Annotated in this window: 20 protein-coding genes and 1 pseudogene; 2 read left to right on the plus strand and 19 right to left on the minus strand. The window is 63.7% G+C overall.

The genetic code is table 11. The features are described 5' to 3' along the window. Positions 1-5: 5 nt before the first annotated feature. The 8 genes from tagH to BJD12_RS11360 all read right to left on the minus strand — a co-directional run bounded on the left by tagH (position 6) and on the right by BJD12_RS11360 (position 10,878). Complete coding sequence (gene tagH / locus BJD12_RS11320) at positions 6-1,319, minus strand: type VI secretion system-associated FHA domain protein TagH (protein ID WP_005998267.1); 1,314 nt, start codon at positions 1,317-1,319, stop codon at positions 6-8. 588 nt (positions 1,320-1,907) lie between these two features. Then, entirely contained in the window at positions 1,908-2,456 is a 549-nt protein-coding gene (locus BJD12_RS11330) for a DUF6931 family protein (protein ID WP_005993970.1), read from the minus strand. Continuing rightward, positions 2,453-4,417, minus strand: coding sequence for a type VI secretion system Vgr family protein (locus BJD12_RS11335; RefSeq protein WP_005993968.1), 1,965 nt, complete (start codon positions 4,415-4,417; stop codon positions 2,453-2,455). The genes BJD12_RS11330 and BJD12_RS11335 overlap by 4 nt, the downstream gene beginning before the upstream one ends. A gap of 142 nt (positions 4,418-4,559) precedes the next feature. Beyond that, complete coding sequence (locus tag BJD12_RS11340) at positions 4,560-5,912, minus strand: tetratricopeptide repeat protein (RefSeq protein WP_005993967.1); 1,353 nt, start codon at positions 5,910-5,912, stop codon at positions 4,560-4,562. A 317-nt stretch (positions 5,913-6,229) separates the two neighbouring features. Beyond that, entirely contained in the window at positions 6,230-6,475 is a 246-nt protein-coding gene (locus BJD12_RS11345; protein WP_005993965.1) for a PAAR domain-containing protein, read from the minus strand. Between the two features lie 111 nt (positions 6,476-6,586). Further along, positions 6,587-9,100 (minus strand): serine/threonine-protein kinase, encoded by a 2,514-nt coding sequence (locus tag BJD12_RS11350; RefSeq protein ID WP_005993963.1) that lies wholly within the window; start codon positions 9,098-9,100, stop codon positions 6,587-6,589. Continuing rightward, entirely contained in the window at positions 9,079-9,618 is a 540-nt protein-coding gene (gene ecfK, locus BJD12_RS11355) for an ECF-type sigma factor EcfK (RefSeq protein ID WP_005993961.1), read from the minus strand. The genes BJD12_RS11350 and ecfK overlap by 22 nt, the downstream gene beginning before the upstream one ends. Positions 9,619-10,104: 486 nt before the next feature. After that, the gene (locus BJD12_RS11360) at positions 10,105-10,878 is read right to left on the minus strand and encodes a helix-turn-helix transcriptional regulator (RefSeq protein WP_157999006.1); all 774 of its coding nucleotides are present in this window, start codon (positions 10,876-10,878) and stop codon (positions 10,105-10,107) included. Between the two features lie 123 nt (positions 10,879-11,001). Between BJD12_RS11360 and BJD12_RS11365 the strand changes: the two genes are divergently transcribed. Further along, a complete protein-coding gene (locus BJD12_RS11365; protein WP_042828174.1) occupies positions 11,002-11,613 on the plus strand; it encodes a glutathione S-transferase family protein in 612 nt (203 codons plus the stop codon). 427 nt (positions 11,614-12,040) lie between these two features. Next, the gene (locus BJD12_RS11370; protein WP_042828172.1) at positions 12,041-12,820 is read left to right on the plus strand and encodes an alpha/beta fold hydrolase; all 780 of its coding nucleotides are present in this window, start codon (positions 12,041-12,043) and stop codon (positions 12,818-12,820) included. Between the two features lie 103 nt (positions 12,821-12,923). Here the strand turns inward: BJD12_RS11370 and BJD12_RS11375 are convergent, their stop codons facing one another. The 11 genes and pseudogenes from BJD12_RS11375 to BJD12_RS11425 all read right to left on the minus strand — a co-directional run bounded on the left by BJD12_RS11375 (position 12,924) and on the right by BJD12_RS11425 (position 25,841). Further along, complete coding sequence (locus tag BJD12_RS11375; RefSeq protein WP_005993952.1) at positions 12,924-13,646, minus strand: ThuA domain-containing protein; 723 nt, start codon at positions 13,644-13,646, stop codon at positions 12,924-12,926. Positions 13,647-13,815: 169 nt separating this feature from the next. Continuing rightward, a complete protein-coding gene (locus BJD12_RS11380) occupies positions 13,816-14,427 on the minus strand; it encodes a hypothetical protein (RefSeq protein ID WP_058563281.1) in 612 nt (203 codons plus the stop codon). 405 nt (positions 14,428-14,832) lie between these two features. Next, entirely contained in the window at positions 14,833-15,567 is a 735-nt protein-coding gene (locus BJD12_RS11385; RefSeq protein ID WP_042828169.1) for a hypothetical protein, read from the minus strand. A gap of 60 nt (positions 15,568-15,627) precedes the next feature. Then, complete coding sequence (locus tag BJD12_RS11390) at positions 15,628-16,287, minus strand: CPBP family intramembrane glutamic endopeptidase (protein ID WP_005993947.1); 660 nt, start codon at positions 16,285-16,287, stop codon at positions 15,628-15,630. 570 nt (positions 16,288-16,857) lie between these two features. Then, a complete protein-coding gene (locus BJD12_RS11395) occupies positions 16,858-17,547 on the minus strand; it encodes a hypothetical protein (RefSeq protein ID WP_005993946.1) in 690 nt (229 codons plus the stop codon). A gap of 238 nt (positions 17,548-17,785) precedes the next feature. Continuing rightward, positions 17,786-18,244, minus strand: a pseudogene (locus BJD12_RS11400) (transposase); the annotation flags it as partial. A gap of 570 nt (positions 18,245-18,814) precedes the next feature. Next, complete coding sequence (tssH, locus tag BJD12_RS11405) at positions 18,815-21,589, minus strand: type VI secretion system ATPase TssH (RefSeq protein ID WP_005993942.1); 2,775 nt, start codon at positions 21,587-21,589, stop codon at positions 18,815-18,817. 56 nt (positions 21,590-21,645) lie between these two features. Then, a complete protein-coding gene (gene tssG / locus BJD12_RS11410; RefSeq protein WP_005993940.1) occupies positions 21,646-22,686 on the minus strand; it encodes a type VI secretion system baseplate subunit TssG in 1,041 nt (346 codons plus the stop codon). Next, positions 22,650-24,533: a type VI secretion system baseplate subunit TssF gene (tssF, locus tag BJD12_RS11415; RefSeq protein WP_005993938.1), complete on the minus strand. Its 1,884-nt coding sequence runs from the start codon at positions 24,531-24,533 to the stop codon at positions 22,650-22,652. Before tssF ends, tssG begins: the two co-directional genes overlap by 37 nt. Before the next feature lie 4 nt (positions 24,534-24,537). Next, positions 24,538-25,041 carry a type VI secretion system baseplate subunit TssE gene (tssE, locus tag BJD12_RS11420; RefSeq protein ID WP_005993937.1) on the minus strand — a complete coding sequence of 168 codons (504 nt, stop codon included), beginning with the start codon at positions 25,039-25,041 and terminating at the stop codon, positions 24,538-24,540. A 5-nt stretch (positions 25,042-25,046) separates the two neighbouring features. Next, positions 25,047-25,841 carry a type VI secretion system accessory protein TagJ gene (locus BJD12_RS11425; protein WP_005993935.1) on the minus strand — a complete coding sequence of 265 codons (795 nt, stop codon included), beginning with the start codon at positions 25,839-25,841 and terminating at the stop codon, positions 25,047-25,049. Positions 25,842-25,962 lie beyond the last annotated feature (121 nt).

A 25,962-nucleotide genomic window follows, 5' to 3' on the forward strand; every position in this document is an offset into this window, starting at 1 on the left:
CTGCGTCAGCGCGACGGCTGCCGCCGCGCCGATTTCAACCGTGCCAATTGCGCTTCGTACGCGCGCGCGAACTCGTCGCCGAACAGGCGGCGGAAGCAGTCGTCCGGGTCACCGCGCAGTTGTTCGAAGTTGTCGCGGTAGCGCTCCCAGTAGCGGCCCTTGCCGCCGAAATTCAGGCGCTTGCCGCCGGCATCGGCTTCCTGTTCCAGGCGGTCGGGGCTGAAGTGGAACAGCATCGCATCGAAGGCGGCGCGCATCCCGGCCAGCATCGCCATCTGATGGCAGCGGATGTCGTCGAAGGCGTCCTCGAATGCCGGCACACCAGACAGGAAGGACGCGCTTGGCGGGGCCAGCAATTTTTGCAGCGCGTCTTCGGCGGTGGCGGCGAACTTGAGCGGGTTGTTCTCAGAGCGCTGGATCACCGTCACCGGTAGGCGGAAGGTGTTCTTGATCTCGGCGCGTGCGCGCAACACGTCCATGACCCCATCCACCACGATGGTAAAGATGCGCTCCAGCTCCGGTGGCACTGACAGCGTGGAGACGGGCGGACTGCCTGACGCCTGCAGTGCAGGCGCTGCAACCGGTGACGCAGGCATGGCCGCAGGGACCGACGACGATGGCGGCGCAAAGTCGCCCAGCGTCAGGTCCCAGTTTTCCGGCAGGGTGGCGCGCGTGTCGCCATTGCCCGGCGGGCGAAAGTGATCATGGCTGGCGTTGCTGTGATTCCATGCGCTGGGCACCACGCTCGGTGGCGGGTCCGGCAAGGGGTCGAGCAGCCGCAATGGATCGAGCTCGCGTGGCGTGCTGCCGAGCAGCAGGCCGTCCAACGGGTCGTCGGCGGCAGGATGCGTAGCAAGCGGCGCACCGAAATCCAGCAGGTCGAACGCATGCGCGGGCGCAGCGGTACGCAGCGGCGATGGCGGCGGCGCGACCTGGGTGCGGTCGTCCATGGCGTCCGGCAGCGGATCGAACGCAGGCGTCAGATCGGGCGCGGCGGTCAGGGGGTGCACCTGCACCTGGATCTCGAAGCCGTCCAGCTGCAGGCGGTCGCCATCGCTCAATGCGCACGGGTCGGCACGCGTGAGTGCCACGCCATTGAGCGACATACCGTTGGTGCTGCGGTCCTCGATGAAGTACATGCCATTGAGGAAGCGCACCACCGCATGCGTGCGCGAGATGCCCGGCGCCGCCAGCACCCAATCGCTTTCGTCGGAGCGACCGATGCTGCCGCCGGTCCCCGCAAAATGTTTTTGCACGCTGCTACCGAACTGCGCGGTCTGCGCGCCGCTCACGGTGAGAATCAACTGCGAAGTGGACACGACACAGGCTCCTGCAAATGATGATCGATATCAGGGAAGAACGTGGTGCGGCTGATCGAACGTCGCGAGCGGCCGCGCAGTGATTGTTTAGCCATCCTCGGCGTCACTCAGGTGGTCCTGAGCGGGGTTGGTCGAGGGCGCGGCGCCCTCACCGCTCGCGGGACACGTCGTAGATCCATCCATGGAGCCTCGGTGGCGGCATCCATGCCGCCACACGGTCCTGCACGCGGTGAGGACACCGCGCTAGTGAGTAAGTCGGCCGCTTTAAGAAGATCTACGCACGCCGACCGTGTCGACTGGTCATTGCCCGCCCACCGTCGCGGGACCTTACGCAACACGGAGACCGTGTAAGAGCCTGCGAGGACATACCTGCGGCATATCCTGCGATGGTGGGCGGGTAAGGGCTCTGCAGCGGCGTCGCAGATCATCCGCTCTGCCGCCGGCGCAGCCACAGCCTTGAACACGATCGCAAACTCAAGTTGTTCAAGTGGCTGGAAAACGTTGCGAGCAATGAATAGGTCGAGGTGGCCGGCGTCTTCAAGGACGGCATGTCTGCCTGGCACATGCCGCGATGACCAATCGGCGATGTCATGGCGCGCGCACATTGGCCAGCAACTCCAGCGCATGTGCGGCATACCCGTTGCGGCGCGCCTGCAGCTGCGCCGGCTCCCGTGCCGCCAGCAAGGTGAGTGCGGCAGCTACCGCCCGCGCGGTCAGGTGTTCGGGCGGTGGCACCGGCGTGGTCTGCTGCGGTGGCGCCAGGCTGCCGCCGGACCAGGCCACCGCCGCCGCCAACCAGGCGCCCAAGGAAACGTAACCGCCCGCATGCGCAAATGCCTGCGCGGCGCGGCGATGCGTCTCGCTGGGGTCACGCACCCACTTCTCGGCCAGAGCGGCGCCGACGCGGTCTTCCTCGTCCAGCGGTTCGCCGCGCACGCATTGGCACAGCCAGGCCACCGCATAGCGCTTGGGTAACAGGCGCGCGAGCAGTTTGATCGCATCCTCGCCGTACCCCTGCGCCAGCAACGCACGCACCGCTGCCTGCGGCGCGATCGGCGCACCCAGCTGCGCGCGTGCCGGCGCGGACACCTGCATGTCCGCACACGCCTGCGCCAGCGAGAGATCGGGCGCGCTCATCCGATCATGATCAGGCCGCCGGCAACCTGCACCAGCGCGTCTGCCTTGATGTTGACCAACGGACCTTTGACGGTCGCCGACGCGCCGGCTTCGGCGCTGAGCATGCCGCCGGACGACAGCTTGAGCGTGCCATCGCCCACCACCTCGGTGGCCGGCGAGGTGGCCTGCAGCTGCGCATCGGCAATCAACTTGATCGCCATCGAGGTGGTCTTGGCCTCGGTCGTCGCATCGATCAGGATCTTGATGCCGCTGAGCACGATGTCGCCGTTGCGTTTCATCACCAGGCGCGAGCTGCCGGTGACCAGCTCGATCTCTTCGCCGGCCTGGAGCAACAGTTTCTTGCCCACGTCCACGCTGTCGTTGTTGTCGATGCGTGCGCTGCGATCGTGGTTGACCGTGAGCACCTGGTCGTTAGTCACCGTGGCGGTGTGGTCGTTCTGCACCTCTTCGCGCAGATCGCGTTGTGCGCGCAGATAGACTTCTTCCTGGCCGGCCTTGTCGTCGAAACGCAGCTCGTTGAAGTCCGCGCTACCGCCGAGCAGGCTGCGGCTACGCACGCCACTTTGGGTCTTGTTTTCCGGCAAGGCGAACGGCACGGCGTGATCGGCGTTGTAGACGCTGCCCACGATCAACGGACGGTCCGGGTCGCCTTCCAGAAAGCTCACCACCACTTCCTGCCCGACCCGCGGCAGGCTCATCGCGCCCCAGCCCTTGCCCGCCCACATCGAGGCCACGCGGACCCAGCACGACGGCGCCCCGTGCGGGCGTGCGGACGTGGCCCAATGGAAGGTCACCTGCACACGGCCATGCGCATCCACCACGATGTCTTCGTCGGTGTCGCCGGTCACCACCGCCGTCTGCAGACCGGCAATGCTGGGTGTGGGCGTGCGCCGCAGGCTACGGAAGGGCAGCCGGCTTTCCAGTACCTGCACGGTGCTGGAAAACGGCGCCTCCTCGCCATGCTCCGGTGCGGCCAGCGTGGTCTGCGCCGACAACACCAGATATTCCTGGTTGATCGGAGTGCAGGGATGCCCGCGCAAGGTGAACAGCGCACCGACCATCAGCCCGCAGGCGTTGGTCGTGGCGTGGTGGCTGGCGCGTTGCACGTTGACCGCCTCGTTACGCACCTGCGCGTAGCGGCGGGCATCGGCTTGCAACGCATGCGGGCCCGGATAATCGAAGACCTCCAGCGTGTCGACCCGGTGCACGTCGTCGCCACCGGCGACCGCCTGTGCCGCCAGGGAGGCACGTGGTTGCTGCGGGTCGTAGTCGGCAAGTGCGTGGCGTGTGGAATGCAGCGCACGGGCGCTGCGCCACTGGCTCACCACCGAACGCAGGATGCGCCGGTGCTGCATGTCCGGTGGGACGTACGGCAGCGTGTTCACCCCATTACGCACCACATGCGCGCCAAGCGCGTCGCAAAGCACCAAGGTGTGCGCTTCGCGCGTATGCGTGAAGTAGTAATAGATGCCTTCCTGTTCCAGCAGCCGGCTGATGAAGCTGAAGTCGTCTTCGCGGTATTGCACGCAATACACCCGCTTGGGGTATTGCGCGCTGAGCCGCTGCTGGATGTCGCTGTAGCCGCTGTCGGCCAGCACGCTGCTGACGATCTCCGGCACGCTCAGATCCTGATAGATGCGGCAATCGCGGCGTTGGGTGAGCAACCACGGCCGCGGCACCACATGCAGCTCGAGCACGGTGTAGGGCAGCGCATCGATCACGGTGGAGCCGGCCTGCGCGCACGTCGCCACCATGCCGTGGTACCAGCGCTGCTCGCCGTTGTCGTCGGCCAGCTCGACGGCGACCGGTGTGGCCAACAGTGCGCGCAGGTTGGGTTGTGCATCCGTGCACAACGCTTCGATGCGGAACTCGAACAGCTGCCCCAACGCTTCGCTGGCCTGCATGCGATGCAGCAGCAGGCGCTCGCCAAGATCGGAGTGCAGCGTGATGGTGCGCGGCATCGAAGCATCCACAGAAAATGAGGCAGTGCAGGCAATCGCCGGACAGTACGGGCCACAGACAGCGCTCCGTATCAAGGCTGCGCGGGCGATCCGGGCACCGTGATGCTCACATGCGCGCTGCGGGCAAAGCCGACATTTCGTCTCACGCCTGCCGAGGTGTACGTGCGGTCACCACCCAGCCATGCACCGGTTGCCCGCGTTCGCTACGCAGCACATCGGCCTGCAGATCGATCAAGCGCAGTCCGGCCCCCAGCAACGCTGCTTCGATATGCGCCTGGCTGTGTTGGTAACGCCCGCTGGCATCCAGGCGCACCACATCGCCCGCTGCATCCAGCGCTTCCACGGTGAAAACGATCACGCCACCGGGCCGCAACGCAGCGGCAGCGGCGGTGAGCACCGGGTGCAGTGCGCCGAAATACACCAGCGTGTCGGCCGACCCGATCACATCCCAGCGCTGCGGGTGCGCCTGCAGATAGGCGGTGAGTTCGGCCACCTCCAGCGCATCGTAGCCACCTCGGGCCCGTGCCTTGGCCACCATGCCCGGCGACAGATCCACCCCGGCGAGGTGAGATGCATACGGCCGCAGCAGCGGTGCGCACAAGCCGGTACCACAGCCGGCATCGAGGATGTCCAAGGTTGCAGCGGGTGCATGCAGGCGGGCTTGCAGCGCCTTCAGTATGCAGTGGGGTGCGCGGTAATCGAGGTTGCACACCAGTTGCTCGTCGAAGCTGTCGGCAAAGCCGTCGAACAGCTCGCGTACATACGTGTCGGAAGCGCGCGGCGGCGCCACGGTTCCGCCACAGGCCGCCAACATGTGCGCGGCCACGGCATTGCCCGGGTCGCGCGCCAGCCAGTCGCGATACACCTGTTGCGCCTGCACGTGCTCGCCCAACAGATACAGCCCGGTGCCCAATGCCTCGCGCGCAGGCAAATGGTCCGATAACAGCGTGCAGGCCTGTTGCAGGCATCCGACCGACTGCTGCAAATGCTCGGCGTCCTGCGCGTTGTTGCGCAGGAACAAGCCGAGCAAATAATGCCCATGCGCCGATTCGGGATAGGTGTGCAGCAATGCAGCGTAGGTCAGGAAGGCTTCTTCATGGCGGCGCTGCGCTTCCAGCACGGCGGCCAGATTGGCCAGCGCATCGGCATGCGCCGGTTGCAGTGCAAGCGCATTGCGATAGCACTGCTCGGCATCGCTCAGCCGGCCGCATTCGCGGTGCACGTTGCCCAGGTTGTTGCAGGCATCCGGATGTGCCGGCGCCAGCTGCAATGCCTGGCTGATGGCCGCCACCGCCGCTGCGCTCTTGCCCTGCTGATGCAGCAACACGCCGTGGTAATGCAGCGCCTGCGCATGGCCGGGCTGCACCTCCAGCAGCTGGGCGTAGGCCTGCGCCGCCTGGTCGAGCTTGCCGGCGCGATGCGCCTGTATCGCGCTGTGCAGTAAAGCGTCCAGGTCGGTGTGCATCCGGGCGGTCGCGTGGCGGGCAGGCTGCATGCGGCATCTCCTTGGTGGGTATGACGCAGGGGATGCGTCGAATGACGGTGGATCCGGGAACGGTGCCGCGCGATCCCTGCCGATGCGGCTGCTCATCGGCCTTTGCGGCCGTAACGCTCAACTGTCTTTCGCAGCGTCTTGAATCATTTTGAAGACGTGCAAGGGCCGACCCTTGCATCCACTCGATTGCATGCGCATGCAGCCGGTCATTGCAATGGCAGCGCTGCGGATGCAGCGACGCTCACCGACGTCTCGCGAGCCACGGCGCTATGTGTCAACCAGGCAAGCCCAGCGCAGTGCGCATCCCGGCCAGGCCATCAGCCGATCAACACCGTAAAACAGCCCAAGCTGATCACCCCGCCATGCGCGGTGCTGTCGCCCAGGCGGGCCGCCGGTTGGCCGCTGATGATCACGGTCGGCGCGCCCATCACGATGCTGTCCGGCGGGCCCACGCACACCGCCGCATCACCGATGCGCGCGGCCGGCAGGCCACCGATCAACACCGTCGGTGCGCCAGGCCCGATGATCGGCCCGCCCACATGCGGCACCACCCCGGTGACCATCGGGCACACATGCAGATCCGTCAGGCGTGCGGCAGGTTGCACGGGTGCGCTCCGGGGCTGGCAATGCGGGCACTATCCGGCCGCGCGGCGCGGCTTACCCGACGATTTGTCTCAGCGCCGCGCCACCGCTGTTGTCGCCTCAACGCTGGAGGCGGCCGGCTCCGCCAGCGTCAGGGTCTGCCGTGCCGCACGCAGCGGCGCTTCGGCATCGCCAAAAATGCCGGTGAGCACCTGCACCGCCTGCTGCGCATGCGCGCGCGCGGCGGCGGTCTGGCCGAGCGTGCGCTCGGCTTCGGACATGCCGCGCAGGATCTCGGCCGTCTGCGGATGCGCATGGCCCAGCACCCGCTCGCTGGTGGCCAGTGCGGCACGCTGCTCGGCCAGCGATGCGGCAGCCTGCCCGGCATCCAGCAACCAGAACGCGTGGTTGCTGCGCATGGTGATGGTGGTCGGCGCATCCTCGCCGAGCGCCGCGCGTGCGCGTTCAAACGCCGCCCGATAATGCGGGCCGGCCTCGGCCACCTTGCCCTGCTGACGCAACGCGCCGGCTAGGTTGCCTTCCACCATCAAGGTGTCCATGGCGTTGTCGCCGTAGAGCTTGCGCGTGATCTGCAGCAGCGGCGCGAGTTCGGCCTCGGCGCCGGCAAAATCGCGTTGCATCAGCAAATACACCGACAGGCTGTTACGCATCGACAGCACCAGCGGATGCTCGGCCCCGCGCAGGGCGATGCGTTCGTGCAGCAGGCTGCGCTGCAAGGCGATGGCCGGCAGCAGCTGCCCGACATCGGCCAGCAGCGCGGCATAGACATTGCCGGCATCGATGCGTTGATCTGCGCTGGTCGCAGGATTGGCCAGCGCCGCCACATAGGCGCGCCGGCTCTCGGTCATGGCCTCGCGCATCCGGCCCTGCTCACGCAGCGTCCAGCCCAGCCAGGCATGCATCTCATTGCCAATGGCCTGCTGTTGCAGATCGCCGCGCTCGGCCTGCGCAATGCCCTGACGCAGCACCTGCACCGCTTCATCGCCCTTGCCTGCGCCGCGCAGTGCCTGGCCGAGCATGGAAGCGGTCTTCAATGCCGGTTTGCTGCCGGCTCCCATGCTCCGTTGTGCCAGCGCATGCGCGGTACGCAGATGCTGCACCGCTTGGGGAAAATCCGCCAGCGCGATCAAGGTGCCGCCCAGCGTCTGCTCTACATCGGTGCGCGCATCGGGCTGGCCGGCCAGCTCGCGCGCGGCGCGTTGCGAGGCTTGTTCCAGCACACGCAACATCAGGGTCTTGTCCAGATCCTTGGCAATCGCCGGGTCCACGCTGGACAGCACCGAGGCCATGAAATCGCCGGTGACGCGCGCCCGTTGCGCGTCGCGCGCGGCCTGCTGCAGCGACCACAGCGTGGCGCCCAGGCCGGCCACCACCGTCATCGCCACCAGTCCGCCGGCCACCACGCCACTGCGATGGCGCTGGGTGAACTTGCGCAGCCGCAATAACCGGCCAGCGCGCTGCGCGCGCGGCGGGTAGCCGTCCAGCCAGCGGTGCAGGTCGTCCAGCAGCGCCGACACCGACGCATAGCGTGCCCCCGGTTCCGGTGCCAGGGCGCGCAACACGATCGCCTCCAGGCCATCGCGCAGTTGCTGCTGCAGACGCGTCTGGGTGGTCGCACGCGCCGCGCAGATCCGCGCCTGTGCATCGGCCGGTACCGATGCCACGCGTTGCGATGGCGGCTGCGGCAGCCCGTCGCGCGCGGCCACTGGCGCCAGTCCGCAACTCAGTTCATAGAACATCGCCCCCAAGGCGTAGATGTCGCTGCGCGCGTCCACCTGCTGCGCGCCGCGTGCCTGCTCCGGGCTCATGTAGCCGGGGGTGCCGCGCCCATGCGCCGAGGTCACCCCAGGGTTGGCGGCATCGATGGCGATGCCGAAGTCGATCACCCCCGGCATCGGCCGCCCGTCGATCTCGCTGACCAGCACGTTGCTGGGCTTGAGGTCGCGATGGATCACGCCTTTCTGGTGCGCGTGCTGCACCGCCTCGCTCACCCGCAGCATCAGCAGAACGCGCGCATGCAACGACAACCGATGCTCGTCGCACCACCAGGTGATCGGCTCTCCGCGCAGGTACTCCATCACCAGGTACGGGCGATTGTGCGCGTCGGTGCCCACATCGTGGATCTGCGCGATCGCCGGGTGCACCATCTGCGCGAGCAGCCGGCATTCGAACTCGAACAACGCGCGGCCCTGCACATCCAGCGCGTCCGCGGCCACCAGTTTGATCGCCACCTCGCGCTCGTAGGCACCGTCGGCGCGATGGCCCAGATACACCTGGCCCATGCCGCCGGCACCGATCAGGCGGTCGATCGCCCATGCACCAAAGCGCGTGCCGGCCGGCAGTTCCGGTAAGGGTGTGCGCAACGCGGCGGCGGCCTGTTTGAGCGGCCCACGTACGCGCAGCGTGGCCTGCGATTCCACCGCCAGCATTGCCAGCAATTCGTCGCGCAGCACCGCATCGTCGCCGGCCTGGACACGCGCAAAGTCCTCGCGCTCGCGCACCGGCAACTGACAGGCCTGATGGAACAGCGCCTCCAGCCGCTGCCAGGCGGTGGCTGCCACGCTCACAGCTGCGCCGCCAACCATACCCGCGCAAACCGCAGATCGCGCTCCAGCGTGGGGACCGACACCTCCAGTTGCTCGGCCGCTTCGGCGACGCTGAAGCCCGCCAGCTCGGTCAACGCAAAGGCGCGAGCCTTGCGCTCATCCACCCGCGCCAGTTTGTCGAAGGCATCGGCCACCACCATCAGCGCTTCCGGCCGCGCCGCGCCGTCGGACAAGCTGATCGTCAAAGTCACCGCCTGCCCCAGCCGCTTGGCGCTGGCCTGCTGCCGCGCCAGGTCCACCAGCAGATGGCGCATCTGCAACGCCGCAACCGCATAGAAATGCGTGCGCGAACGGAACGCCTGCCGCCCCTGCTCCAACCGCAGCCACGCCTCGTGTACCAGTTCGGTCGCCTGCAGCCCGGCGCGCGCATCGCGGCGCAGCTCGCGCAGCGCGGTGGCGCGCAACACCTCGTAGACCTGCCGTGCCAGCGCGTCGCCCGCCCCGGGCGCATCGTGCTGCCAGGCCTGCAACAACTCGGTGATCGGCAGCTCGGACATCGGGGCCCATCTCGCCTGCGTGGGAGCGCAGTATCCCGCATTGGGAGCGGGGTGGACTGTTCAATTCGTAACGATTTAGCTTGCTGGGCCGGTGGTGGTGGGCGAAACGGTCGGGCTGGATCGGTCTGGCGGCCATCAGCATGTGAGCAGCCGAGGCGGCCGAGTGCGAGCGTGAGGCCGCGCGGTCCTCCACTCCAAAAAACCATCTATTCCATGCCTGACGAGCGTGCCACACAAGCTAGGTGCCGCTGGAGCGCTCAGACAGTCAGCCGTCGGTGATCGAACCTCGATTGCGTAACGCCAGGATCTGCAAATGCGTACTGCGCAATACGCCTTTTAAAACAGTCCGCGGATGAGGGTTGACAACCGTGCCAGGCGGAGCAGAAAGATTCCGCGACCTGGCGCAGGGAAAACTCGCTGGCCGGGAGCGCCGCTGCTGCGCAAGCGTCAAGCTTGACGCCAAACGCAGCAGGCAACAGTCGTCAATTAGTGAGGCTGGAGACGATCGTAAAAAACCACCCGAATGCCCTCATGCTCCTCCGACACCAGAATACTCAGCCGATAAACATCGTCCTCACCGAGAGCATTCCGGAAGGTGATGTCGGTGTCACCAATCCGCATGACTTCAGTCTCATCCCACCATTCTTTGGCTTCCGGGATATCCAGGAGAATGTCATCCAGGATAAACCGCAGAACCGGGCTTTTGCCGCGCGTCAGATAATCGTGGCGCGCTTTGAGCAAGACAAGTCTCGCGGCGTATCGCCAGTCCTTGATTTGTTGCCGGTAGCGGTCGGAAAAGAATACCAGGCGCAGCATGTTGGGCCGCTTGGAATCCAGGTCTTCAAACAGCGCAACGGCGGCTTTGTTGTATGCCAATACGTCCCATGCGCTGTTCATCACGTAGGCGGGCTGGCGCAGGGAATGGATGATGTTCCCCAGGGACCGGGGCACCTCTGCATCCTCCGCATCAAAGATGATTGTTCGACCAGCAAGTGCAAACAGGTGCTCTTTCTCGGCTCGATCGAGCCGAAGTCCACGCACTAACCGAAACAGAAAATCATCTGACACCGCAATATCACGGCCTTGCTCAAACCATGTGTACCAGGTGACGCCAACACCGGCGATTGCCGCGACTTCCTCGCAACGAAGCCCACTGGTCCGACGGCGTCGGGCCGGCGACAAGCCAACCGCTTCCGGGCTCGTGCGTTCCCGACAGGCGCGCACAAAATCGGACAGCATCTGCCGGGCAGGTGAACGCATTAGCCGATCAGTTGTCATGGGAGAGTTCACTAGTACTGCAGTAACAGCAGAAAAATCCCCATTGTAACAACATGAAACGCGGCTAGATTGAGTCGCCCGAGACAAACGCACAGGCTGATCGACGTGTTGCTTTACCAATTTCAGAAAGGGACCAATCCCCGACGGGTCATCATTTACCTGAAAGAGAAAGGCATCGACCTTCTACGCTACGAGCTGGATTACGCGCATGCCGAGCACCGGTCACAGCACTACCTGGCAATCAATCCCAGCGGCAGGGCGCCCACTCTCGTGACCGACAGTGGCGTGGCGATAACGGACTCGGCTGCCATTGTGGAATATCTGGAAGAGCTTTATCCGGACAAGCCGATGCTAGGGAAAAATCCCCTTTCCCGGGCACAGATCAGGTCGCTTGAGCGCTTGGGTACCGATCTTGTAGGCCGGTCCCAGCTCTGGTTGTGGAACGTCACACACGCCTTTCCGGCCAAGGAGCCAGCGCCGTCGGCGGAAGCGGCGTCCAGGCTCCTCGGGTACGTCACCGAGATGCTCGACGTACTGGAGGCAATGATCGGCGACAACACGTTTCTGGCAGGCAGCGAACCGACTGTCGCGGACTGTACGGTCTTCCCTGTTTTCCAGACGGCCCGCGAGAGATTCGATCAGCCTTTCGGCTGCGATCACCCGCGTCTTGACGCCTGGTACAAGCGATTTCGCCAACGGCCAAGTGCTGATTTCTAATGATGCGCAATACGCATGAGCGCGGGGGATATGACCTGCGACCGGACAGGAGCAGGTAGCTCGACAGAGTCCCTACCGTTCCGGCAAAACCTATCAAGGAACAGGATGCACATCCTCAATGCTGGCATGCATCTACTCCGTCGTAACGAGCACTCTCTACATTAGCGATCCGCTGACCACACGGTGGGCTGCGTGACAGCGGATATTGCTTCTGACCCGACCAGCGTTGTCCTGATCGTCTTCACCATCAGCCCGCTAGTCACACCGCACGCGATTGGTATGCACGCGCTCGCTTGAGCTCGTAAGACCCACGGACTCACCTGCTAAGTGACCCGTATCGCGATCCAGGCGGATCTTGATGTGCGCTTGGGTCGCGGCATTCGTTGCACATAGCCCATCAAACCAAACCTCATGAAAGGAGACCACAATGACCGTAAGCCGACGTACGTTCTCAGCTGCCTTGATTGGCGGCGCTGCAGCATCGCTGGTGGGAGCGAAAGCGGTAGCAGCTCCTACTGCGTTGGGTCGCCCACCGCGAGCCAAGAATGTCGTTCTTGTCCATGGGTTGTTTGCCGATGGCTCATGCTGGAGCGAGGTGATCCCGCTCCTGCAGTCGAAAGGCCTCAACGTCACATCGGTCCAAAATCCACTGACAACGCTGGCCGGCTCGGTCGCAGCAGCGCAGCGCGTACTCGACCGCCAGGATGGTCCCACCGTCTTGGTGGGTCATTCCTTCGGCGGAATGATCGTGACACAAGCAGGGGGGCACCCCGCTGTTTCGGCGTTGGTCTATATCGCGGCACGCGCACCGGATGCAAACGAAGACTTTGCGGCGCTTGCCAAACGTTATCCTGCACCGCCGGCGAGTGCGGGAATTGTCTATGACGGTGACGAGGGCAGGCTCAGCGAAGACGCCTTTCTACGTGATTTCGCTGGCGATCTCCCGAAAGCAAGGGCGCAGGTTCTCTACGCGACGCAGTACCCATTCCAGAAGCCCCTGCTCGCAGGCAAGGTCACGGACGCGGCCTGGCATTCCAAACCGAGCTTCTACGCAGTGTCGAGCAACGACCGTACCATCAATCCGGACCTGCAGAAGTTCATGGCAAAGCGGATGGGCGCAAAGACAGTTGAATTGCAGGCAAGCCATTTATCGCTGGTCTCGCGCCCGCGCGAAGTGTCCGAGCTGATTCTCGAGGCAGCGGGTTAGCATGCTTATGCGTGCCGCGCGATGACCACTGCGTATCGCGCGGCCGGAGGCTTATTACAAAAAGCCTGGTCAGCCACTCGTTGGTGACAGGCGATTAACGTACTCAGCAGCCGGGCACGTGCCCGGCGGCATAGCGCAAACCCTGGCGCAGTTGCGCCAGAAAATCCGCATTCGCATATACCGCCGCATCGTGGCCCAGCCCGGTGTACCAGGCCCGGCCGCCATCAACGCCATGGCACCAGGCAATGGGATGGTCGGCACCCATTGTGCCACCGGCATACAGCCGCTCGTCCACCGTGGCGACCACCTGCACCTGCCCGCGCGGATTGTTCCGGTAGTTGTAGATCTCATCGGTGATCGGCCAAGCACTGCCAAGCGCCTGCCCCTCTCGCTCGGGCTGTACACGCGTGGACTGCAGCCCCGGCGGATGTTTCTTGAACCAGGCCCCGACCAGCTGCCCGTACCAGGGCCACTGGTACCCAGTATCGGCGGCCGAATGCACACCCAGGAAGCCACCGCCCTTCCGAATAAACCCCTCGAACGCCTGCTGCTGCGCCGGCGCCAGAATCTCGCCTGTCGTGCTGGCGAATGCCACTACGCGGTAACGCGCCAGATTGTCGGCAGTGAAAACGCCCGCGTCCTCACTGTGGTCGGCCGCCATGCCTTGCTCTTGCGCAAGTTTCCGCAGCGTCGCCACCGCTGTCGGAATCGACTCGTGGCGGAACCCGGCGGTCTTGCTGAAAATCAGCATCCGCTCCGGAGCGGACGCGGCAGTGGCGGTGAGGGAGGCGAGCATGCAGACCAGGGCGAGCAGGAGTTTGTGCATGCGTGTATTGTTGCGCGATATCGCATCAGGTGCTCGTCATCGCTTTTGCCCACAGCGATCGCATGCCTCGCCAATGGCAATAAAGATCGAGCCTGTTCGCCTCTCACACCCGTCGCTCAAGGCCACATCAATACTGCACCATCTAGTGCCGCCTGCGACGTCCCGGTAATCACGTTTCGAATCTGGATCCATACAAACCTTCGTACGTCGTGGCGCAGGCTGAGACGAATATCGAGGCTTGGGCTTTCTGCGACGAGGTTGCCGTCAGCGCCGTCACCTTCGTACCACCCGCGTTGCAGCCATTGTGCCCAGTGCGCAAATTGCTGACATCGCCCCAGCATAGGAAGCGTTTAAAGTCGCTCTTGAGCGTTTTCTTGGCGAGCTGCGCGTGTTCGTCCAGCGCGATGGATAACAAAACCCAGGGGATGACGTGGCAGACAGGAGGCTTGCGCAATTTTCCATGCGGCGTCGAGGCTGCGCCCACTTCCTGAAACTGCCCATTTAATTTGATGGCGCCGTCGCCGGACTCACCGCAGGGCACTTCGAAGCCGCCTTTCCCATCCGGCTTTCTGGCCGCATAGACCAGATTCCAGGTGGTGCTGTAAGGACCAGGCCGCCCAGGTACGCTACCAACCCAGTCGAAATCATCGTCGTTGGCGTCGACAACGGCATTGGCCAAGCTGTTGATGCCAGGATCGCTTTGCAGCAACTCCCATTCGCTGGCGCCGTCCCGGAACCTGCCGGGAGGCAATGATTTGCGCTTATTCGGTACCCAAGACATCGTTTGCCCCGTCGAAGATTACGTCTTCGGCCATGACCCAGCTAGATGACGTTGAGCATATTTTTACATCGGACCGAAGCCCCTAACCCGTCAAAACGTCTCCCGCTTCAATGAGAACTGGGGAATCTTCGCTGTCTCCACGCTTGCCTTTAATGTAGTCATGTCTAATCGTGCTCAGCTCGGTGAGCTGCAGTTTTCTTCAACACAAAAAAGGTCTGCACCATATGAGTCTTTGTCCCTGACGGCGTTACATAACCCCAGCAGCCTGAGGCGACGCCAGCAATGATCGCTACTGAGCGCAATGGCTGCTGACAGTTTCAACACTCTCAGTCACACACGAACGACCATCGGCACGATGCCTTAAGTCGGCGCTAGTTGATCGCAACAGTGCAAGACATTCCACGCTCAGCGCTTGGCCGCCTCGCAGAGCTTGCGATTGAACCAGGTGGACTTGGCGATAGGCAGGTAGGCGTCCCAGTCGCTTGGCGGAAGCATCGTGCTGTTTTGATCCAGCTCCGCCTGGAACGAGGCCTCATCGTGGCTGCGGCTAGCCATGGTGCCGTCCAGCGCCGCCAGGCATTCCTGCGGACGGTTCAGGCGTAGCAGGGAGAGCGCGCGGTCGTTGGCGAAACGGTCGCGATCGAGCCAGGTGAGGAACTCGCCGCACTCGCCCGCAAACGCCTGCATGCCGGCAAGTGCTTCGGCATAGCGCTTGCCGCGGTAGTCCCGCAGATACGCCTCACGTCGTCGGTTACTGCTCGCGGAGGTGCAGCCGGTCGGCAACTGCAGATAATCACCTTCAAAACCCGCGCGCATGCCGCAGTAATCGCGGCAGCTATCCTGGGTGAGTGCGGCAATGCTGAAGCCACCCGCCACTGGCTTGAACGATAGCTTGCAAGGCGCGTCGCTGGCATCGCTTACTTCCGCCTTGTCGCCTTGCAGCGTGCCCTCCAGCGAACAGGTGTGGCCGTTGGTGCCGACGGCGAGAATCTCGAAGTGGCGCGCTCCATCCGTGGCGCTGACCTGCAGGCTGCCCCAGCCTTGCTTGGTACTGTATTCACCGGGCGCCGGACCAGCCGCCACCGCGCCGAAGGCCACCAACCCCACCAGTATTCCGCACCATCCATATCGCCCTGCCATCGCCTCGCCCTAGTTTCGACCAGGGCGCAAGTGTGCGACATCTCGGCGACGCCAGGCCACTCAGGTGTAGACCATCAACCCCAGCAGATCCAGCGCGCCATGCGCCAGGATCGCCGGCCACAGTCGTCCTCGCCGGGCCACCCACCAACCCAGGATCAGACCGAGCATCAAGATGCTGATGGCGCCAATCGGACCCTGATACAGGTGATACGAGGTGCGGATCGCTACGCTTACATTCACCGCGAAGGCCCGGCCATGCCGCGACTCCAGGGCGCGGATCACGTAACCGCACACGAACACTTCCTCGAAGATCGGGTTGATCAGCGAGATGGCCAGCACAGCCGTGATCGATAGCCGCCCGACGACCATCGCATCGAATGGATTCGTGTTGCTCCCCGAGCTCCAGCTCACCAGCGTCAGTGGATAGGTAACCAACAGACACACCGCCAGCAAGCCGAGCCCCACCGCCAAATCGCGCAGCTGCCACTGCAGCCCCAATGACTGCGGCCTCCATCCGCGGAACCACAGCACTGGCAACAAGATCGCCAGAACGAGCAGTTCGTAGAACACCATGCCCCACAGGCTCGCGTCGGAGAAGACCGGCTCGACGGCATCGCGCGCCACTGCCGAAATGCTGGACCAGATCGAAAGCCCAAACGCAATCGTCACCACGAGCAACAACTCGCCCCATCTGGCAGACCCTCCTTCACGTTCTTGCATCGATCGTCCTTGGCATGTCTTGTTTGCAGAGACTCAACTTGAAACGCACTGTCTAGCGACAGGCCTGCACGGCCGCTCGCTCGACAGCCTGCATGAAATCCGGATCGCGACGCATCGTAGTTCATTGATGCCTCCCCCCAAAACGGCATAGCTTACCGATAGCAGGGAGCGAAGCATTGTCTCTTGGAGCACGCGCTCTGTTCTTCGGTCGCGAAGATGGGTAAAGCGCGCCTGGCGTCTTGTTCCCGACTGGCTTGGACCGCCACAAAACCGGCACATTGCCGAAGGCAGCGCCAAGCGGGCGCACAGCGCTCGCTGACCGATGTTGCATGCACCCTTTGCTGCGCCGGAGACAAACCCATCCGGCGATGGAAGCGCAAACAAACTGCATTGACCGCCGACGCGCAAGCACAGCCGCCGTAGATGCATCCTTTGCGGTCATTGAGTGGCTTGTCGGCACCGCAAGTCGCTGTTGTCGATCGATAAGTTAACCTTACACCGTTACCGATACCCGCTCATCTACCCGCAAGTCACCCTCGTCTACCGAAGAGTGAATCTGGCCCGTTACATTCAATCGTCAGCCTCCGCGTCCTGCGATGCGTCGTCAGAAACATTGCGGCGCATATAGCTCACGGTGTACCCCTCGTACCCTTCCTGAACCGGGCGAAACGCCCAGATCGCGGAGCGCTCGTACGTGTCTTCACGCGCGATGAAAGCTCCTGGTGTGCCCCTGATCAGGGCTTCCATTTGGCAATCGGCAACTTGGTTGGCTTGGGTCGGCGCGTGAATGGTATGTCCCGGTTCGCCCGTGAAGCTGTAAGCGGCTTGATGCGTCTGCTCGTAGCGCATATTGGGCACCGGCAGCGCTTCACCCGTGTCTTCAGGCCTTGGGCTCCTCGGTCGAGGGGTGTCGCTGGCCGTACGCGTCCCAGTAAAGTCTGCTCCGGTGTATTCCACGTATGTCACATCAGAACCGACCTTAAAATTAGTGTTGCTGTTACGGTCACTGAAGCGAAAGTGCTTGCTTTTCTTATCTGCAGCCTTCTTTTTCAACATCTTTGGAATATCCGGTAAATCTTCTTTTCTGGAATATAGCTTGCGTGTTGACGAGATCGTGTTATTGATCTTCGTCCTGGCTTTGCGTGAGGTGTAGCCCCGGCCATCCTTACCGACCTCTAAGGGCAAATGGAGAAAGGGGGTGATGTCACCCTGAATCTCCCTCTTCCTTTGGCCATACGCCGCGCCCAGCAGCCTCTGCATTTCGGCCTCGTTCCTTTTCGCAATGCGACCCGAGGTCCGCGCAGGTCCAGTTGTAGACGCCATTCTGTTGCGGAAGGAGCAAGTCACTTTATGGTGGATAACTTTACCTCTCCCAGTCCTACCGCATTCTTCGCACTGGCTCATGTCTTCTCCCATATTGCATACGAATCCGTCTGGCTAGAGCGCTGTCGTCAGCACTCGCTGCCACCCCATCAGCTAATACATCTACTAGAGCGTTTTATGAACTTTGAAATAGAGACGCTGCGTTTCCAAGCATGAGGATGGAGAAGACAACGAAGTGGAGTCCTGCCAGGGTTTCCGGCAGGCGTTCGTAATCACGCGCCAGGCGTCGGAACCGATTGACCCAACCGAAACTGCGCTCCAGGACCCAACGGCGCGGCAGCAATACAAAACCTTTCTTGGCCTCCGGCAGTTTTACGACGTGCAGTTCAATGCCTTCCTCCTGCGCGGCTTCGGCCGGTCCTTCGCCTGTGTAGCCTTGATCGACGAAGGCCAGTTTCACCGTATCTCCTGTGAAATGCTGAACTTCCTGCGCTAGCGATCGCACTTCGGCGCGTTCCTGCTCGTCGGCTGGCGTGACCTGCAGTGCTAGCAGGTGACCGAGCGTATCCACCGCCATGTGCACCTTGCTGCCCTTCTTGCGCTTGTAGCCGTCGTAGCCAGCGCGTGGCCCGCTTGCGCAGCCGCGCCTGCGGATCCATCAGCATCAAGTAGGGTGCAGCAAATGCCCATTCTTCATCGGAGACGTCGGTCGGATACGGGCGTGGTGGCTTCATCCGCTTACGATAGCCGCGCAAGCCTCAAGTTCATAACACGCTCTAAGGGTTAATGCTCCTGAATAGTTGCGTCCTGAACAAGCTCGCAACTAGCTCAATCTATAATCCCAGAGCGCCGCATAACATATTAAAAAAATATTACAAGTTTATATCAATCTTGCATCTGCTGGCTGGAAAGACGAACCTGCAAGGTAAGAAAGAGTATAGTTTTGAGGATTTAAGTCCCCAGTCTCACCACCCGCATGAGTAACAATGTCAACTTTAAACTGAGTCTCAGCCGCATGGCTTGCGAGATGCCGTGTATATGTTCGACCCCAGGTAGCTGGCGCCACGTTGTGGGTTGCCCTTATTTTTTTCCAAGTTGGATATGCCATACATTCCTCCAAGTATATTATTTAAATATTTAACCGTACAAATTTCGCAATACGCACCAAACAATCTCACCCAATAAAATAGTTCCCCTATAAACTTCAAATAAAACTGCTCGAATAGCAGAATTCTTCGTCACAGACATGTATTTTTAGGTAACCAACGAGTGATCTATTTGCAACCCCACGAAGGAAATTACGACTGATCTCAGGCAACATCGAATTAGTCAAAATCGCATCAATCATCCGTCCGCCCGACTCGCTCTCGGTACACCGGCTCACCACCAGCTCTACCACCGAGTCGTCGTACTCGAACGGAATCCTGTAGCGCTCCTCGATCCGCTGCTTGATGCGATTCAACTGCAACCGCACGATCTGCCCGAGCATGTCGTTGCTCAGCGGGTAATACGGAATTGCCACCAGCCGCCCGAGCAATGCCGGCGGAAACACCTTCAACAGCGGCTCGCGCAAGGCCTTCGCCATGCCTTCCGGATCCGGCATCAGTTCCGGGTCCTTGCACAGGCTGGCGATCAGGTCGGTGCCGGCGTTGCTGGTGAGGATGATCAAGGTGTTGCGGAAGTCGATGCGGCGGCCTTCGCCATCTTCCATCCAGCCTTTGTCGAAGACCTGGAAGAACAGTTCGTGGACGTCGGGGTGGGCTTTCTCCACTTCGTCCAGCAGCACCACCGAGTACGGCTTGCGTCGCACCGCTTCGGTGAGCACGCCGCCTTCGCCGTAGCCGACGTAGCCCGGCGGTGCGCCCTTGAGTGAGGAGACGGTGTGCGCGTCCTGGTACTCGCTCATGTTGATGGTGATCAGGTTCTGTTCGCCGCCGTATAGCGTTTCGGCCAGCGCGAGTGCGGTTTCGGTCTTGCCCACGCCGGAGGTGCCGGCGAGCAGGAATACGCCGATCGGTTTGTCCGGGTTGTCCAGGCCGGCGCGGCTGGTCTGGATGCGCTTGGCAATCATCTCCATGGCGTGGTCCTGGCCGATCACGCGCTTGGCCAGTAGTTCGGGCAGGCGCAGCACGGTGTCGATCTCGTTGCGCGCCATGCGCCCGACCGGGATGCCGGTCCAGTCGGCGACCACGGCGGCCACCGCCTGGTAGTCGACCGTGGGCAGGATCAAGGGCGATTCGCCCTGGAGTCCGCCTAGTTCGGCCTGCACCAGCTGCAGGCGTGCGAGCAGCGTGTCGCGATCAACCTGTACCGGTGCGTCGAGCACCGCGGTGTCACCAGACGCCGCCTGTGCGGCATCTGCATCTGCATCGGTGTCAGCCTCGGCCTCCGCTTCCAACGCACTACCCATGCCTTCCACCGGCGCGTTACCACTACACAGGCGTGCGCGCAGCGACAACAGCTCGTCCACCAATGCCTTCTCGGCAACCCACCGTTGCTCCAGATCGCGCAGTCGGCCGTGCTCGTTTTCCAGCAAGCCGGCACATGCGGCAGCACGCTCCTCCACCACGATGCCAATCGCACGCTCGCGCTCGATGATGGCGTGCTCGGTCTCCAGCGCTTCGATCCGGCGGCGGCTATCGTCCACCTCGGCCGGCGTCGCGTGCAGGCTGACCGCGACGCGAGCGCAGGCGGTGTCGAGCAGGCTCACCGATTTGTCCGGCAGCTGGCGCGCGGGGATATAGCGGTGGCTGAGCTTGACTGCCGCTTCCAGCGCCTCGTCCAGGATCTGCACACTGTGGTGCTGTTCCATCATCGAGGCGACGCCGCGCATCATGCGCACCGCCTTGGCCTCGTCCGGCTCATCCACCTGCACGGCCTGGAATCGCCGGGTCAATGCGGGGTCTTTTTCGATGTATTTCTTGTATTCGGCGAACGTGGTCGCGCCGACGGTGCGCAAGGTACCGCGTGCCAGTGCCGGCTTGAGCAGGTTGGCCGCATCGCCGGTGCCGGCGGCACCGCCGGCGCCGACCAGGGTGTGGGTTTCGTCGACGAACAGAATGATCGGCTTGGGACTGGCCTGCACTTCGTCGATGACCGCGCGCAGACGCTGTTCGAACTCGCCCTTCATGCTGGCACCGGCCTGCAGCAGGCCCACATCGAGCGTGCGCAATTGCACGTCCTTTAATGCGGGTGGCACATCGCCACGGGCGATGCGCTGCGCGAAGCCTTCCACCACCGCGGTCTTGCCCACGCCGGCCTCGCCGACCAGGATCGGGTTGTTCTGGCGGCGGCGCATCAGGATGTCGACCACCTGGCGGATCTCATCGTCACGGCCGATGATCGGATCGAGCTTGCCCTCGCGCGCTTGTGCGGTGAGGTCAGTGGTGAATTTCTTCAGTGCTTCCTGCTTGCCGAGTGCGGCAGGTGCGATGGCGCCGCTCGCTTCGCCGGGTGCTGCGGTCTGACCAAGCGAAAATCCATCGCTGGGCAGCAAGCCATCTTCCGGGGAGCCGGCCACGATCTCGGCGAAGTGCTCGTTGAGCACCGCAGGCTTGAGCTTGTCGAACTCTTTGGAGATCGCCAGCAGCGCGTTGCGCAAGCCGCGCACGCTCAGGATGCCGACCACCAGGTAACCGGTGCGCACCTGCGCCTCGCCAAAGCTGAGCGAGGCATACACCCAGCCGCGCTCCACCGCTTCTTCGACGTTGGCCGACAGGTCGGTGACGGCGGTGGAGCCGCGTGGCAGGCCATCCAGCGCGGCGGTGACATCGCGCGCCAACGTGGAAGGATTGAGCTGGAAGTGTTTGAGGATGCGGTGCAGGTCCGAATCCTGCAGCTGCAGCAGCTGATGCAGCCAGTGCACCAGCTCCACATACGGGTTGCCGCGTAGCTTGCAGAACACCGTGGCGCTTTCGATGCCGCGATAGGCGAGTGGATTGAGCTTGCCGAACAGGGCGCTGCGGGAGATCTCGGCCATTGGTGCATCCTTCGAAGTCGGTACGTTGCGTGTGAGCGAAAGGGAGGCAGTGCGCGTCAGCCCGATGGGCGCAGCAGCACCTCGTCCGCGTCGGCAATGCTCCAGGCGCGACGGCCGATCCAGGTGTCCAGGCCCAAGCGGCTGTTGCGTGCCAGCTGCGGGGTGGGTACCTCATCGGCCTTGAGCAGCAACTGCAGCTCCCAGCCGAATTCGTCACCCAGATAGCTGCGCACCGCGGCGGTGAGTTGGCGCAAGGCATGACCGCCGGGCAGAAAGCGTTGAAACGCAATGCGCGGCAGCGGGCCCAGCCGAATGCGCACACACTGTTGCGCGCCGCGTACCTGCGCACCGACCACGCTATCCACACCGAGCCTCGCATTGCGCGGACCACAGCCAAGTTGCAGGTGCGCATCGGCGGGAAGCCGCATCCATTCGGCAATGAATTCCTGCACCTGCACGGGCCAGTCGAACAACTGCTGCAGCACGGCGCGCAACCCTTCCGGCGTGCGCGTGGCTGCACCAAACCGGCCAGCGTGGTAGCGGCGCGCGTCATCCGGCAGTGCATCGCGCTCGCGCAGGTGCGGGCTGGCGATACCGACCAGCGCATCCAGCCAGCTGCGGAATTGATCGCTGGCCGGCCGCTCGGCCTGTACGGTGGGCTGCGCCTGTGCCCACGCGCGGTAGAACAGGCTGAGCATGCGGTGATGGAACACGTCGGCAAACGCGGCAAAGGTGCCGTCCTTGGCTTGCAGCGCCCGCTCGATGGCATATTCGGTCAGGTGGAGCGGCAACGGCGCGTTGGGGCCGAACAATCCAAGAAACAGCCCATGCAACACAGCCGGTTGTTCGCCTTGCGCCGGCGTGTAGCGGTCCAGCGCATGCGGTGCGAAGGCTAGCGACGGGGTGTGGCGCAGCCGCACCACGTCGTCCACGGCGCGGGCGGATTCGCCCAGCCGCGGTTGCTGCGGATGGCAGCGCTCGATCGCGCGCAAGGCCGCAAACGGGGTGAAGTCCTGCGGCCGGGTCTGCAGCGCCTGTTCCAGCGCGGCAGCCGCGGCGCTCACAGGCGCGGGCGCGTGCCGGGCTGGGCGGGCCATCGGGCCACCTCGTTGCGTTCGGTGGTGCGCAACACGGTTTCGGTGAAGGAGTTCACCGAGACGTAGCGCGCAAAGAAGTGCCGCAGCACCGAGGCCAGCAGAAACGCACCGGTGCCTTCGAAAGCGGCGTCCTCGCAGGTGAGCGTAATCTCCAGCCCGCGGCCGAAAGTGATCGGGCCTGGCACCGGAATGCGCCGCACGATGGGTGTGCCGCTCACCTGTTTGACACCTTCGATCTGCCGCTGCGCAGACGCATCGAACGGGTCGCAATACAGGGTGAGGATTTCGCGCAACGCGGCGGCGCCATCGGGGCCGTCTTCGAACAGCGACAGGTAATTGAGCTGCAATTGACTGAGCAAGCGCCACGCGCTCTGCCCGTCTGAGATGGCCGGACGCGGCTTGGTCGGCCCTGCCACGCAGCGCACGCTGCATACCGGCACGCCACTGTCCATGCTGAAGTCGGTGGTGCCCTTGCCCACCGGCATATGCAGCGGCAGGTCGCGGTTAGTGCACCACAGCTGCAGCCCGAGCTGACGCAAGTTGCTGGCATGCGCCTGGTCGTCGGCATCGACCAGGCTGACGAACACCTCGCTGCCCACGTAGCTGGAGCGCGCGCCATCGCGGCGTTGCCGCGCCGACAGCAGGCGCGGCTCGCGGCGCAGGGTGTAGAACGCACCATGCCGCGCATGCCAGGTGCGTGCATCGCCGCCATAGAACGCGGTGAAGCGTTGCTCCGGTTCCTGGCGGTCGCCAAAGCCTTCCACCTCGCCCAGATGATGGATCTCGAAATCCATCGGCCGGGTGCGGTCGGCCAGCACGTGGTACTCGTGTTGGCCGGCTTGCAGATGGATACGGTCGGCGCGACGTTCGAACAGATTGATCGCCGGCGTGCAGAACAGCTTGAAGTGTTCGGCGCTCACTGCGGCCGCCAGGCTGGGCACGCTGCGCTCCAGCAAGATCACCACCTCGAAACCGCTGCCGTGCAGGCGACGCAATGCGGCGCGCAAACCGGTGAGTTCGGCGAACAGAAAGCGCTCCGGGCACGCGAAGTATTCCTGCAGCAGCCGGTAACCACTGAACGAGCGCCCGTCGTACGGGATCAGGCTGTCTTCGTCGGCATAGCCGCGCATCTGCAAGGCATCGGCGCCTTGCAGCAGTTGCAACGTGGCGCCCTGCGCATCGCTGCCGCGCACCAGCACGGCGCTGGTGTCGGCATGCAATTGTTCGTACAGCCGCTTGGGCAGGCCATCGGCACCAGCCAGGAACAACGGCAGCCGGTCCAACGCCAGGCCTTGGGTCTGGGCACCGCCCACCAACTCGAAGCGCAATCGGATGCCGGCGCGCACGCTGCGCCCGGCAGGTAACACGATGCCTGCCGCCGCCAATGCCGCCGGCGATTCCAGATACTTGGCTTCGGCCAGCTGCAATGGCCACAGCGTCACCGCGTGCGCGGTACGGAACTCGCAGGCGGTGCGCTCACCGGCGCCGATCAGGCTGCGCAGCGCGCTATGGCGCGGCACGCTGACACCGGCGCTCAGGCCACTGTCCTTGAGGTCCGGCTCCAACTGCACCACCGCCATCGACGGCAGCGGTGCCAGGTAATGCGGGTAGACCATTTCCAGCAGGTGTTGGGTGAACACCGGGTACTGCGCGTCCAGCTTGAGTTGCACGCGCGCGGCCAGAAACGCAAAGCCTTCGAGCAGGCGCTCCACATACGGGTCGGCGCACTCGAACGCATCCAATCCCAGCCGCCCGGCGATCTTGGGGTACTCGCGCGCAAACTCGGCGCCCATGTCGCGCACGTGCTGCAATTCGCGGCTGTAGTACGGGAGCAGGCGCGGGTCCATGGGCTTAGCCGTGGCCCTCCATCACTTCGAGTCTGCCGGTTTCCAGGTCCAGCGCTGTCTTCAGATACAGGTTCAACGGCAGCGGTTGGGCCCACATTTCCGATTCGATGGTGAATAACAACGAACGCTTGTCCATCCGCGCGGCATCGGCATGCACGCTGACGCGCAGCGTGTCGGGAATCAGCCGTGGTTCGAACGCCAGGATCGCCTCGCGAATGCGCTGCTGCAGCGCGGCCGCATCGATCCCGGCCACCGCTGCGCCGGCAAGATCGGGGATGCCGTAATTGAGCACCGAGTTACGCACCTGCGGGTACGCATCCAGCGGCCGGCTGGTGTCCAGGTTCACTGCATTCAACAGCCACGACAGATCGCGGATCACGCATTCGCGCAGGCGCGTTGCCGAGATCACGCGTTGCTCGCGGCTCTCTTCGCGTTGGCTGGGCGCGGCATCGGTGAGCCGGTCCAGCAGCGAGGGTTGCAGGCGTTCGGTGGTGGTGAGCTCGGCCATGACGATCAGGACGCGTCGAACTGCAGCGCGCGCACTTCGAGCAGCGCAACCTCGCGCGACTCTGTGCTGAGCATGCGTTGGCCCAGGCCGATTTCGCCCTGGGCACCTTCGGTCCATTCGGTGCGACGGGCCAGTTGCAGCTCGCCGGCATCCAGATGCTCGCTACCGGGGTAACGCACCGGCATGTACGCAAACGCTTGCCCGCCATTGCGCCACAGCACGCTTACCGGCGCCCACACGGTGTCGCGCAGGTCCACCGGCGCTTCGAAGCGCAGCTGATGGATCTGCTGCAACGGTGCCCAGGCATATCCGCTGTCGAGCATCAGTTCGATACATGGCCCGAAGCGTGCATCGGCGTCGGACAGCCATGCGAAGCGTTCGCCATCCAGCACGCCCGCGCTTGCCGGTGCCAATTCGAAGGCTTGCGCACGCAGCGCGCTTGCCTGGGCGCCATGGCCTTGCGCAGACAGGCGCAACGCCTGCAGGTGCAGTGCCAGCCACTCGGCCGGCTCGCCGATCACGTGCGGCAACTGGGTGCCGGCGAACACCTGCGCCCGTGTCTGCTCGCCCTGCAGCACAGTGAGATACGTCTGCACCAACGGCTGGGTGGTGCCATCCAGCTCGCCGCAGGCACGCAACTGGTCGGCCGCACGCGACCATTGGCCCAGCACCGCCAGCAGCTGAAACAGAAACACGCGCTGCGCAGCATCGGCCGGCTGCCGGCGTACCTGCTGCACCAATTGCTGCAATGCCTGCGCCGGCTCGCCACGGGCAAGCAGGCTGTGTGCGGTGGCATCCATCGCGCATGTCCTCATCGAAGAAGGGGGCGGTGTCGCTGTGGACACCGCTGGTCATTGCATTGCAGGCATCGGGTGCAGCAGCAGACGCACGCGCGCGGTTGCCGGAGAACCCCAGGCGGTG

Origin of the sequence: Xanthomonas vesicatoria ATCC 35937 (genome assembly GCF_001908725.1) — a bacterium.
In the GTDB taxonomy this organism is placed as follows: Bacteria; Pseudomonadota; Gammaproteobacteria; order Xanthomonadales; family Xanthomonadaceae; genus Xanthomonas; species Xanthomonas vesicatoria.